The following is a 13,795-nucleotide window of genomic DNA, read 5'->3' as shown; positions in this document are numbered from 1 at the left end:
CCTGGAAACACCGTTAAACAGATGAGAAAACTGATCGTCATATCGTTACTGTTATTTTTCACCAGCTTCGCCTGGAGCCAGGAAGATATTGTTGTAAAAACAAGACAACAGATCGATTCAATATTGCAGCTCATAAAAAAAGAAAAAGACCCTGATAAACGGTTTGCGCAGGTGATCGCGATCTATGGAACTGCCTCTGAAGGTTTCCCTGTCCTAATGTTTGAATCTTACCAGAAACTGTATCTGATCGGAAAGGAAAGCAATGATCTGATCGCAGAATCCAGCGCCTGGAGTTTTGCAGGACAAGCCTACCGTCTCGGAGGAGATTATATCAAAGCACTCGAATGCCATCACAAAGCGATCACATTGGCTGAGCAATCCGGCAATTACTCACTCCTCGGATATGCGCAAAACCAGATGGCACATATCTATAAAGACCGGGATGAAACAGAGAAAGCATTGCAGTTGTACAAAACTGCTGCCGCAAATGTTGCAAAAGGACGGATCGAATCACTCAACATGTGGCCGGTAATGAATCTCGGCGCGGTCTATTTTAATGCAGACCAACTTGACACCAGTTTGGCGTATTCAGAAAAAGCCCTGGCATACAACATGGCCAACAGAGACGAAGGATACAAAGATTATTTGTTGGCAAACATCGGCGGGGTGTACAGCAAAAAAGCCGATTACAAAAAGGCGACGCCTTATTTCACACAAGCCGTTCAGTATGCGGAACAGTCGAAATCCGCCCGTTTCATGAATAACACCTACCAGGCAACTGCCGAGCATTTCTATCGTTTCAATATGATCGATTCAGCAAGTTTTTATGCAAAGAAAGCGATTAGCATAGTACAGGGTACAATCATGAACAACCTCGCGCTGAAACCTGCCAAACTGCTGATGGATATCTACGAGAAGAGCAATGCCGACAGCACGCTGAAATACCTGCGCGTATACCGCGTAGCCAACGACAGCCTTTATAACGTCAGAGCAAATCAGCAACTGCAGATGATGACATTTGAAGAAGATCAGCGTCAACGGGATCTCGCCACAGAAAAGATAAACTATCAAACAAAACTAAAAACAAATTTGCTGATCGGAGGACTGATCGCTTTTTCCGCCATCGCCCTTATCCTTTTTCGTAATAATAAGCTGAAACAAAAAACAAATAAGAAACTGGAAGAAACACTGGAGGACCTGAAAGCTACACAGGCACAATTGATCCAATCAGAAAAAATGGCATCGCTGGGAGAATTGACCGCAGGCATCGCTCACGAGATACAAAACCCGCTGAACTTCGTAAATAATTTCAGCGAGGTAAGCGCTGAACTGATCGAGGAAGTCAAAAGTCAAAAGGAGAAATTAGCAACTGACGAATTTAATGAGATATTGGATGATATTGATGGTAATCTCAAAAAAATTCTTCATCATGGCAAACGGGCTGATACAATTGTAAAAAGCATGCTGCAGCATTCACGCGCCAGCACTGACCGGAAAGAACCAGTCAACCTGAATGAACTGGCAGACGAGTACCTCCGTCTCTCCTATCATGGCCTGCGCGCGAAAGACAAGTCTTTCAATGCAAACATCCAAAAGGAATTTGACAAAAGCATCGGAAACATCAACATCATTCCACAGGATATTGGAAGAGTGATCATGAATTTGCTCACCAATGCCTTTTATGCAGTAAATGAAAAGAAACAACAATCGGGCGAGAAGTACCAACCAACCGTTACGATCCGCACGAAAAAGAAAGACAACCTCGTTGTGTTGAGTGTAACAGACAATGGCAACGGCATTCCTGAAAAAGTAGTTGAAAAGATCTTCCAGCCATTCTTTACGACCAAACCAACAGGCCAGGGTACGGGCCTTGGACTAAGCCTGAGCTATGACATTATAAAAGCACACGGCGGCCGGATCATTGTGAGCCCTCATGAAAAAACAGGCACCACCTTCGTCGTCGAATTACCATTAAATCAACTGCCCGCATGAAATTGAAACTTATCTATACTGTCTCTTTACTCCTGCTAACTGCAGCAGCATTTACTCAACCTACCGCTGAAGATCTGAAAAGACGTGAAGAAGGGAGCAAGAAACCTGACAGCAATTTTATCAAATTCATGCTGGAAGAAAAATGGCTCAACCATCGTGACTCCACGGAAAAACACATTACAGAAACGATTGCTCTCGCCCGCCGGATCAATTACGTTCCAGGTATTGACCAGGGAACTGACATTCTTGCCCAACATTATTACAACAATGGAAGAATGAGCGATGCGCTTCACCTGCTATTGGTCAACCAGGCACATGCAGTAAAACGGGGTGATAGCACATCTGTATTCAGAGGACTGCGGATGATCGTCACCATCTATATGAAAACGGGCGATCTCAAAATGGCGAAGGCCGGCCTTGACAGACGACAGGTAATACTTGATCAGAAAAGTATTCCGAATAGTGGAGACACCAGCTACTTCGCGATCTCCCAACTTAATTCGCTGGCGCAATACTATGGTCAGCCCAAAATTGACGATCAAGACTCGATCCAATACTTTTTCCGGAAAATATACGTATCCGGACAACATACCTCTTTTGAAAATCTCTGGACCCAACTTGGTGCCGGTGGACTGGGCAGGGTTTTCCTGAAAACAGGGCAAACGGATTCGGCATTATATTACCTCAATATCGCCACACGGGCAGCACTCGAAGGGAAACGATTAGAAAACTATTACGGCTTTGTATCGGTCAAATCAGATGTATTCCTATTACGGAACCAGATCGACTCCGCCTTTAAAACTGCCTATGAAGTTTACAATGGAGCTGAACAAAATCACCTGGCAGGAATAGCATTAACAGGGAGTGGCCAGCTTGCAAATCTTTACAAGAAGCAGCAACGCTACGATAGTGCTGTTAAATACCTGACTATAGAAAGCAGCTACAAGGACAGCCTGTTTGGAAAGGATGCTGTTACCAATATCCAGGTCTTGACAAATGAACAACAATTAAAAAGCCTCGAAGCGCAACGCGAAAAGGAAGAAGCGATCAGTGAGTACAAAAACAAAGTAAAGAACTACCTGTTTGCGGGTGGCGTATTGCTCCTCCTGATCATCATCGCCGGCTTATACCGCATCAGCAAACAAAGGGCGCTTGCAAAAAGACAGATCGAATCAGCTTACGATGATCTTAAAATAACCCAAGCCCAACTCGTACAATCAGAAAAAATGGCTTCACTGGGAGAACTCACGGCGGGCATTGCACACGAGATACAAAACCCGTTGAACTTCGTGAATAACTTCAGCGAGGTCAGTCATGAGCTCATCGACGAAATGAATGAAGAATTAGATAAAGGCGACATTGATGAAGCCAAAGCCATCGGCAATGACATCAAACAAAACCTCGAAAAGATCACCCATCATGGCAAGCGCGCCGACGCGATCGTTAAAGGCATGCTGCAACACAGTCGCACAAGCAGCGGGCAAAAAGAAATGACAGACATCAATGCGCTGTGTGATGAATATCTCCGTCTTGCTTTCCACGGATTACGTGCAAAAGACAAAACATTCAATGCAAATTTTGAAACCAGTTTTGATCAAAGCATTGGCAGGATCAGTGTAATGCCGCAAGAGATCGGTCGGGTGATACTGAACCTGATCAACAATGCCTTTTATGCCGTTACCGAAAAAGGGAAACAACAGATCGCCGGATACAAGCCTACTGTAACGGTGACCACACAAAAAAACGGCAGCAAGATCCTTATTCAAATAAAAGACAACGGAACTGGCATCCCGCAAACTGCGCTGGACAAGATCTTCCAGCCATTTTTCACCACCAAGCCGACAGGCCAGGGAACGGGGCTTGGCTTATCCATGTCATATGATATCATTACTAAAGGGCATGGCGGAGAATTAAAGGCAGAAACAACACAGGGAGAACGAACAGTATTTACCATTCAACTACCGACCAATTAGACCAACTATCGAAGCAACCACCATAACAAAACGCGTATGAGAAAGCTTATCCAACAAACTGCACAATTCCTGTTCATCAGCATCGGGATCGCTGCGGTAACCTCGTGCAATGACACACCACGTGATGTGCCCTTAGCCGCAGATAAGCTTGCCTTCCCGCAGCCTGTAACCACCGCATTACAGTTTGCCGATACCGTTCAATTGAAATGGGATACGATAAAAAAGGGATCGATCAGACCTGTCGTAAAGCGATTGGATCTTGATGCACTTCCTTCTTTCCCTTACGACAGTACAGGGTTTAAAAAACTTTCCAAAGCTCCGGAGATAACGCGATTTGATTTCAGCAAACTGCCGGAACGATCGATCAACCTCGACACGTTAACTTCACGCCCACTGCATTTCAAAACGATCATGATATCTCCCGGTGCCCTGAAGAAAGTATCACCAGAGTGGCAGAACACAAATCCAACTGCCATTGCCGACTTTGGAGCCAAACAGGGAGTACCCATCGAATTTGCATCATCCACGTTCAAAGACAGGAACGGACTGATCTGGATTGGAGGAAGGGCCGGCTTGTTCAGATACGACGGGGTGAACCTGCAGACAATCATTCCACGGGAAAACCCGGGAATTACCGCCATTTCAGAAGACAAAAAAGGACGCATTTGGTTTGCCGCAGAAGGAGGGATTGCCTTTGCGGATCTGGAAAAAAGCACAGTGGGTATTGCATACGAAATAGGTGTAACGCCGACCAGGATGAGCAACCTCACAGAGGACGATAACGGGAATATCTGGCTGGGAAACACCTTTGGGACGGGGATTGCCGTGATAGATCCAGAAAACCAAACTTACAAATTAGTGGGTGGATCAGGCAACTTTATCATAGACAAATCAACTGACGCGATCAAAGATCAGGACGGCAATATCTGGGCGATCACCTCCGGTACGGGAATCAGTATCATCAATCAGAAAACGGGAAAAGTAAGACAGATCCGTAAGGAACATGGACTGGCAACAGATACTGTCACAGCGATCATGCAGGCTAAGAATGGCAATATCTGGGTTGGTCTGTTTGGATTCCGGATCGATGAAATAGATCTGAAATCAGGTACGATCAAACACTACGGTACGGCTAACGGACTGCCCGCCTCAGGTACCAGCAAGATCATAGAAGATGATCGCGGCCGGATCTGGACAGCTGGATTGAACGGTGTAAGGATCCTTGACCCTGTCACGCAACAGATCAAATGGATCAACTCAAAAAGGGGATTCACTTCCGAATGGCCGATCGGCTTTGCACAGGATAACAATAAACGTATGTGGGTGCCAACCATCAGCGGCACACATGTTATTGATGCAGGAGGAGAATCGACCATGCCGCTCGGTAAAGAACAGGTGATCAGTCTGACCGAAGATGCTATCGGCAATATCTGGGTTGGATCTACCATAGGTATCATGCTGATCGATGCACAAAGGAACACCGTGAGAAAACTCGACCAGGCACATGGGCTGGCGCATGATTTTGTACAATCATTCACAGAGCAAAATCAAAAGATGATGGTGTCCACCAATGGAGGTTTTGATATCATCGACCCTGTCAAAAAAACTATTGAACATACCGGCCGGAAAGAAGGACTGACCAACGATACCGTCTATTCCGTTCTGCAGGATCGTAAAGAACGTACCTGGTTTACCGGACCAAGTAATGGTATTGATATCATCGACTCCGCAAGAACCATGATCCTGCACACAGAACATGAAAATGGTTTAAACGACGATAATATAGCCGACGCACTGGAAGATAATGACGGTGCTGTCTGGATCGCCGGTTACGGTGGCGGAGGAATAGGTATCATTGACCCGGCCACAACTTCCATACAACTACTTAACAACCTTTCCGGGCTACGTGAGACATCCGCAAAAGCAATGATGAAAGATCAATACGGGAGAATATGGATCGGCACAAGCAAGGGCCTTCATATAATCGACAAACAAAAACAAACTGTCACTACACTCACAACGAAAGAAGGGCTCCCGAGCGACAATATCCTGTCAATTCTTGCTTATAAAAACTCCGTCCTGGTCGGTACGAACCGGAGCAACGGGCTGATCACTCCTCCACCTTATAACGCAGACTCCGCCGGCAATAAATGGATAGTAGAAATACAGAAGGGATCAGAACTATTAAAAAGAGAACAGGTCAACTCCTGGAAGGTAGATGCCATAACCGAAAAAGGAGAATATCTCTGGGGGGATAATGGGCTCGTGATCCTCAACGGAATAAAACCAAGCAACGACTCTATCCTGACTTACATCACGGGCTTTAGCCTGATGAACAAACCACAATATTTCAAACAGCCCTTTGTCTTTTCGGACAAAGACAGCTTGACTATCGGAGATTCTACTTATGCTAAAGGCCAGCTCCCTCCGGATAGCGGTTACGCAAGCCGGAAAGACCTGAAATGGGACAACACCACCGGCCCTTACAATCTTCCTGAAAAACTCACTATTCCGTTTACCAAAAACTATATGCAATTCAATTTCGTTCAGGCCAATTCAGGCCTGAACGGAACCCCAGAATACATATACATACTTGAGGGAATCGACAAGGACTGGAGCAAGCCAACAACCAATACTTTTTCTGAGAACTATCTCAACCTCGGACCGGGTGATTACACCTTCAAAGTGACCAGTAAAGGATACAATGGAAAATGGGGAACGCCGGTCAGCTTCAGTTTTTCCATCTCTCCCCCATGGTATAAAACCTGGTGGTTCTATGCGCTCGTAGTAATTGCCGCAGCTGCTTTACTGAGAATGTACATCGTTTACCGGTCACGCAGGTTGCAACGCGAAAACAAAATGCTCGACGAAAAAGTCACACTGCGCACCAAACAATTGCAGCAATCCATTGAAGAACTCAAGACAACACAAAGCCAATTGGTCCAATCAGAAAAAATGGCTTCATTGGGAGAACTTACCGCTGGCATTGCGCATGAGATCCAGAACCCGTTGAACTTCGTGAACAATTTCTCTGATGTAAATACAGAATTGCTGGCGGAAGTAAAAGAGGAACTGTCAAAAGGCAATCTTAATGAAGTAAGCTTGCTGGTTGATTCATTGATCGAAAATGAAAAGAAGATCAACCACCACGGCAAACGTGCAGATGGCATTGTCCGAGGTATGTTACAACACAGCCGGAAAAGCACCGGGGAAAAAGAAGTAACGGATATCAACCTGCTGGTGGATGAATACATCCGGCTCTGTTATCACGGACTAAGAGCAAAGGATAAATCATTCAATGCAAAAATTGAAACTGATCTTGATCCCGCAGCAGGAAAGATCGCCGTTATCCCGCAGGATCTTGGTCGCGTCGTCCTGAACCTGCTGACGAATGCCTTCTATGCAGTTGATCATAAGAAAAAAACAGGAGCTGCGGGCCAGGCAGGTTTTCAACCTTCTGTTCACGTCAGTACAAAAAGAACCGGCGATAAAGTATTGATCAAAATAAAAGACAATGGTGAAGGTATTTCGCAGGAAGTATTAGGAAAGATCTTCCAGCCCTTCTTCACCACCAAACCAACAGGCCAGGGAACCGGACTCGGCCTTTCCCTAAGCTATGATATCATTACGAAAGCACATGGCGGAGAACTAAACGTAGAAACCAAAGAAGGCGAAGGCACAACATTCATTATTCAATTAAATGCGAGCTGAGTTATGTAATTGTTATCAAACACTAAGTAAAATAACTATTGAACCGGGCGCAACGCCGTTTTCACTTTTTACTTTTCACCTGGCCCGACTCATCCAGAATAACCATTTTATCACACATCAACCATCATGACATGAAAATTCTTGTTGTAGACGATGAACTGGACGTCAAAACGCTGTTTGAGCAGCGGTTCCGGAAGGAGATCCGGAACGGAGACGTTACATTTGCGTTCGCCCATTCCGGCGAAGACGCCCTGAATTACCTGAACCAGCAACATCAGGAAGCGATCCTGATCCTGTCAGACATCAATATGCCGGGCATGAGTGGCCTTCAATTATTAGAGCAGATCAAACAGAAATATCACAAGCCACCGCCAGTGGTCATGATGATCACCGCTTACGGCGATGAACAGAACTATTCCATGGCGATGAAACTCGGCGCTGATGACTTTCTGACAAAGCCTGTAGACTTTAATACACTGAAAGAAAAACTCAAAATCAATCAACCATGATTAAGATACTTGTAGCCGATGACGAGACAGACCTGGAGTCGTTGATACGGCAAAAATTCCGCCGCCAGATCAGGGAACAGCAATATGATTTCGTGTTCGCCATTAACGGAAAGGATGCGCTGGAAAAAATGAAGGAACACCCGGACGTTTCCGTGGTATTAAGCGATATTAATATGCCCGAAATGGACGGACTGACCCTGCTTTCGCGGCTCAACGAAAGTAACCCGCTTACCAAGACCGTAATGGTATCAGCCTATGGCGATCTTGACAATATCCGTGCGGCCATGAATCGCGGAGCGTTTGACTTTGTGACCAAACCTGTCAACTTTGATGATCTCGAACTAACAATGCAAAAGACCATCAAATACGTAGCGCAACTCAAAGAAACGCTTCAGGCGATCAAGGAAAACAATATCCTGAAGATGTACGTAGATGCGAACGTCCTGAATTTTATGGGCACCCGTGAATATGAATCATCACTCGAAGCAAATGAAAACCTGGAAGCTTCAGTTTGCTTTATCGATATCTGCAGCTTTACTTCCATCAGCGAAAAAGAGTCACCCGATACTGTGGTAAAATTGCTGAACCGCTACTTCGACCTTATCACCAAAGAAATTATTGCACAGAACGGAGTTATTGATAAATTTATAGGCGATTGCGTAATGGCCGTTTTCAAGGACGAGTATCACCTTGACCGGGCAGTGGATGCCTGCCTGGCGATCCGGGACAAGATCAACAGTCAACCGGCTGAACATGATTTCTCCCCTAAGGTCTCCATTGGGATCAATAGCGGCGAAATGATCTCGGGAAATATCGGATCAGCAACGCTGAAACGGCTTGACTATACCGTGATCGGCGATGTGGTGAACACGGCTCAACGCCTGCAAAGCGCCGCCGGCAGTGGACAGGTGGTGATCAATGAAACCTGTTATGAGAAGATAAAACAATCATTCAACTGTGCACCCATTGGTCGGGCAGCATTAAAAAATAAAGCGGCGGAGATGATGTTGTACGAGGTGCTGGATTGAGAGCCAACGGCCAATGAATGATCGCCGTTGGCCGTGCTTATTACAGACAAACCCTGAGACTATCGAAATTCAGATTATTGTTTTAAAATAATTCATCTGATGGAGATTCGGCCATCTGCCATCAGCCATCGAACAAAGTTCGCTGGCGTTCAAACAAAAAGCAACACATGAACTTTCAACAAGCGTATTCTTTTATCAGCGAAAAACTGAAAACTGAATTACCGTCTTATATCACATACCACACCTGGGAACATACGGAAAATGTGATCCGTTCAGCGGAAGAGCTGGCCAAAACCGAAAACATTTCAGGAGATGACCTGATATTGCTTAAAACAGCTGCTTTGTTTCATGACACCGGCTTCCTTCACCACCACCAGGAGCACGAGGAAGAATCGTGCAAGATCGCACGCAAATACCTGCCGGAGTATGGGTATAATGAAACGCAGATCGAACATATCTGCCGGCTGATCATGGCCACACGATTACCGCAGCTTTCGGAAGATCACCTGGCAAGTGCTTTGTGCGACGCAGACCTGTATTACCTCGGAACAAATAACTATACAGAATATGCTGAGCGGCTTTACCAGGAATCAAAGAAGACAAACGTTGTCAGCAACGATACTGAATGGTTAATGAAGCAGATCGAGTTTCTTTCTGCTCACACCTACTTTACCCGTACAGCACAAGACAAACTGACTTCGCAGAAACTGGCTACACTTGCCGCTCTTCAGGCAAGACTTCAACATACAAAACTTCATAAAGAATCTCCGCTTCAGCGGATACAGGATGCATTGCTCGCAATAGTGGGTGTTACTATCGCCGGCATTGCCCTGAAACTTTTCCTGGTACCCAATCACTTCTTTGACGGAGGCGTTACCGGCATCTCACTTCTTGTACATGAATTGTACCATTACAATCTTGGCGTTGTCATACTCTTCTTCAATCTGCCGTTGATCGTGCTCGGTTATTTCAGCGTTGGACAAAAATTCGCCGTCCGCACATTACTGTGTGTTATACTTTTGGGTGTTTGTCTTTCGATCATACCCGATCACTCGGTAACAGCCGACAAGCTGCTGATCTCGATATTCGGAGGCGCATTCCTTGGGATCGGCATCGGGCTGATCATGCGTGTTGGCGCTGCACTGGACGGCATTGAAGTGCTGGCATTATACGCCTTAAAGAAAACGTCCTTCACCATTACTGAGATCATTCTTGCCTTCAACATCCTGATCTTTACGATCGCCGCGTTCAATTTTGGCATTGAAACGGCTTTGTATTCGATCCTTACTTACTTTACGGCTACCCGTTGCATCAACTATGTGGTGGAAGGATTGCAAGCCTATACGGGTGTGACGATCGTATCCGCAAAAAGTGAAGTCATTAAATTCCAGCTGGTGAACAAACTTGGAAGGGGCATCACGATTTATAAAGGTGAGCGGGGATTTCTGCCGGGCAAATATGAGATCAGCAGTGATTGCGATATCATCTTTACGATCATCACGCGGCTGGAATTCAGAAAGCTGAAAAACCTGGTGTACGATATCGATCCGAAAGCTTTTATATTTACGAACGAGATCAAAGATGCTTCCGGCGGAATTATCAAGAGGCGGGGGCATTGAAACAATTATGCGAGCCAGGGAATATTATAACATTTTACTGGTGCGGGTGGAGCGCGGCGAACACCGCGATACGCAGCGGGCGCAGCGAAAACAGCCATAAAACATACTGTATTTCGCCGCGCCCTCCGCGTATCGCTGTGTCCGCCGCGTTCCTGCTTATACGGTACACATTACTTCTTCAGAAAATCTCTCAACACATACTGCAAGATCCCTCCATTCTCATAATACGCAATCTCTATTTCAGAATCAAGCCGGGATTGTACCTGGAATGAGATCTCGCTTCCACCCTCTCCTTTCGCTACAACAGTCAATACCTTGTTCGGCGAGGGAGAATCTGCAATTCCATTGATCGTATACGTTTCGTATCCTGTCAAGCCGAGTGATCCTGCATTTTCACCAGGAAGATATTCCAGTGGAATGATCCCCATCCCTACCAGGTTGCTGCGATGAATGCGCTCATAGCTTTCCGCGATGATCGCTTTTACGCCAAGAAGATTTGTGCCTTTTGCAGCCCAGTCACGCGATGAACCACTGCCATATTCTTTGCCGGCAAGAATGATAAGCGGAGTTTGTTCTCCCGCATATCGCATCGCTGCATCATACACAGGCATCTGCGATCCGCTAGGAATATGCGTTGTAAAACCACCTTCTTTGGAAGAGATCTTATTCCGGATACGGACATTTGCAAAAGTCCCTCTCACCATTACTTCCTCATTACCTCTTCGTGAACCATAAGAGTTGAACATTTTTGGGTCGATGCCGCGATCAAGGAGATAGCGACCTGCTGCAGTATCAGACTTAAATGATCCGGCGGGAGAGATATGATCCGTCGTAACTGAGTCACCCAGCATCAGTAACACCCTTGCGTCAGCAATATCGGTTACCGGAGGCGCCACATCCGGCAGATCTTTAAAGAAAGACGCCTCTTTAATGTAAGTGCTTCCGTTATTCCACTGATAGCTCTGCCCCGATGATGACTGCAGATCCTGCCATTGCTGATCTCCATCGAAGATCACACCATATGCATTTTCAAAATCAACTGTGCTCAACGCGTTATTCATGGCATCATTGATCTCCTGCTGACTGGGCCAGATATCCCGCAAATAAACCGCTTCACCATTGGGATCATAGCCCAGCGGATCCGCAAAAAGATTGATATCGATCCGGCCGGCAATGGCATAAGCTACCACCAGCATCGGCGAAGCCAGAAAATTCATTTTCACCTGTGGATGAACACGCGCTTCGAAATTCCTGTTTCCGGACAATACTGACGCAACCACCAATTTCCCTTTTTCCACCGCTTCAGCGATCGGCGGCGGTAATGGGCCGCTATTGCCAATGCAACTGGTACAGCCATAGCCAACCGTATGAAAACGCAGTGCTTCAAGACCAGGCATCAAGCCCGCTCGTTCGAGATAACTTGTTACCACTTTCGACCCGGGCGCCAAACTCGTTTTCACCCACGGTTTCGTGGTAAGCCCGCGCGCTACAGCTTTCTTTGCTACAAGGCCGGCGCCCAGCATCACACTGGGGTTGGATGTATTCGTACAACTGGTGATAGCCGCAATAGTAATGGCCCCATCACTCAGAACATATTCCTGATTCGGAAGTTTGATGCGAACAGACTGAAGACTGTCCAACTCAACAGCAACATCATCATGCTGCTTTTGCACCTCATAGGTAAATGTGGTACCGGAACCACCTTCGGAAAGCCATGCACTGTCCCGGCGCTTTCCTTCAGGCGTGTACATCCGTTGAAACTCCCGGGCCAACAGATCACTGAAATGATCATGTACGTCTTTGACCAGAATACGATCCTGCGGACGCTTTGGACCGGCTACAGCAGGCTGTATTGCACCGCAATCAATTCGCAATACATCCGAATAGCTGATCTGCTCGTCGCCCGTTCGCCACAAGAGATTTGCCTTGCAATACTCCTCCACCAGCTTTACCAATTCCTCCGGACGATTTGTACGTCGCATATATTCCAGCGTCTGATTGTCTATCGGGAAATAGGTAACGGTACATCCAAACTCAGGTGACATATTCGAGATCGTTGCACGATCAGGAACAGACAAATGATCCAATCCATCACCAAACACTTCTACAAACTTCCCGACCACGCCATATTTGCGCAACTGTTCCGTAATTGCCAACACAAGATCAGTGGCAGTAATACCTTCGCGAAGCTTACCGGTTAATTCAAGCCCTATCACCTGCGGACAGGTAAAATAAACAGGTTGACCAAGAAGTGCTGCTTCGGCTTCAATCCCTCCAACTCCCCAGGCCATTACCCCAATACCATTTACCATCGGTGTGTGTGAATCCGTTCCAACCAATGAATCTGGAAAGACCCAGCCATCTCTTTCTATAACAGTTTTGGCAAGGTATTCAAGGTTAACCTGGTGACAGATCCCCATACCGGGAGGCACGACCGTAAAATTATCGAATGCCTGCTGTGCCCATTTCAATAACTGGTATCGTTCTTTGTTACGCTCATATTCGTATACTACGTTTTTGGCATAGGCATAGTCGGTCCCAAAAAAATCCACCTGTACAGAATGGTCAACAACGAGGTCGACCGGGATTGCAGGATTGATCCGGCTTCCATCTTTACCACGTCTCACAACTTCGGCCCGGATAGAAGCGAGATCTACCACCGCGGGCACTCCGGTAAAATCCTGCATAAGAACCCTCGCCGGTTTGAAGGGAATCTCGTTGTCCGTGCCTTCAGGAGCCCAGTTCACAAGCGTGTCAAGATGTTCATCTGTAATACCAAATCCATCATGATTCCGGATCACATTCTCTAATAGAATTCTAATAGAAAAAGGCAGTCGTCCTATATCTTTTCCTTCCTGTTGAAGCTTCGCAAGTGAGGCAATTTTTCCATTCATATACCGGGATTTATAATATCGGTTCTTAAATCTAAATTACATAGCGATGTTAATCTCTGCAACTCCCTT

The 13,795-nt window shown here is 46.1% G+C and carries 7 protein-coding genes; 6 read left to right on the top strand and 1 reads right to left on the bottom strand.

All coding sequences use genetic code 11. From position 1 onward, the window contains the following. The first annotated feature begins 21 nt into the window (after window positions 1–21). The 6 genes from LZZ85_RS03290 to LZZ85_RS03265 all read left to right on the top strand — a co-directional run bounded on the left by LZZ85_RS03290 (window position 22) and on the right by LZZ85_RS03265 (window position 10,832). Window positions 22–1,992, top strand: coding sequence for a tetratricopeptide repeat-containing sensor histidine kinase (locus tag LZZ85_RS03290; RefSeq protein ID WP_237868512.1), 1,971 nt, complete (start codon window positions 22–24; stop codon window positions 1,990–1,992). Beyond that, complete coding sequence (locus tag LZZ85_RS03285; RefSeq protein ID WP_237868511.1) at window positions 1,989–3,965, top strand: sensor histidine kinase; 1,977 nt, start codon at window positions 1,989–1,991, stop codon at window positions 3,963–3,965. The genes LZZ85_RS03290 and LZZ85_RS03285 overlap by 4 nt, the downstream gene beginning before the upstream one ends. Window positions 3,966–4,001: 36 nt before the next feature. After that, a complete protein-coding gene (locus LZZ85_RS03280; protein ID WP_237868510.1) occupies window positions 4,002–7,676 on the top strand; it encodes a two-component regulator propeller domain-containing protein in 3,675 nt (1,224 codons plus the stop codon). Window positions 7,677–7,807: 131 nt separating this feature from the next. After that, window positions 7,808–8,185 (top strand): response regulator, encoded by a 378-nt coding sequence (locus tag LZZ85_RS03275; protein ID WP_237868509.1) that lies wholly within the window; start codon window positions 7,808–7,810, stop codon window positions 8,183–8,185. Continuing rightward, window positions 8,182–9,213 carry a response regulator gene (locus LZZ85_RS03270; protein WP_237868508.1) on the top strand — a complete coding sequence of 344 codons (1,032 nt, stop codon included), beginning with the start codon at window positions 8,182–8,184 and terminating at the stop codon, window positions 9,211–9,213. Before LZZ85_RS03275 ends, LZZ85_RS03270 begins: the two co-directional genes overlap by 4 nt. A 167-nt stretch (window positions 9,214–9,380) precedes the next feature. Next, window positions 9,381–10,832 carry a YitT family protein gene (locus LZZ85_RS03265; protein WP_237868507.1) on the top strand — a complete coding sequence of 484 codons (1,452 nt, stop codon included), beginning with the start codon at window positions 9,381–9,383 and terminating at the stop codon, window positions 10,830–10,832. A gap of 170 nt (window positions 10,833–11,002) precedes the next feature. Here LZZ85_RS03265 and acnA read toward each other — a convergent pair whose 3' ends face one another. Further along, the gene (acnA, locus tag LZZ85_RS03260) at window positions 11,003–13,726 is read right to left on the bottom strand and encodes an aconitate hydratase AcnA (protein ID WP_237868506.1); all 2,724 of its coding nucleotides are present in this window, start codon (window positions 13,724–13,726) and stop codon (window positions 11,003–11,005) included. Between the last annotated feature and the right edge of the window lie 69 nt (window positions 13,727–13,795).

Origin of the sequence: Terrimonas ginsenosidimutans (assembly GCF_022012415.1) — a bacterium.
GTDB lineage: Bacteria > Bacteroidota > Bacteroidia > Chitinophagales > Chitinophagaceae > Terrimonas_A > Terrimonas_A ginsenosidimutans.
This window is presented reverse-complemented; position numbering and strand designations above follow the sequence as displayed.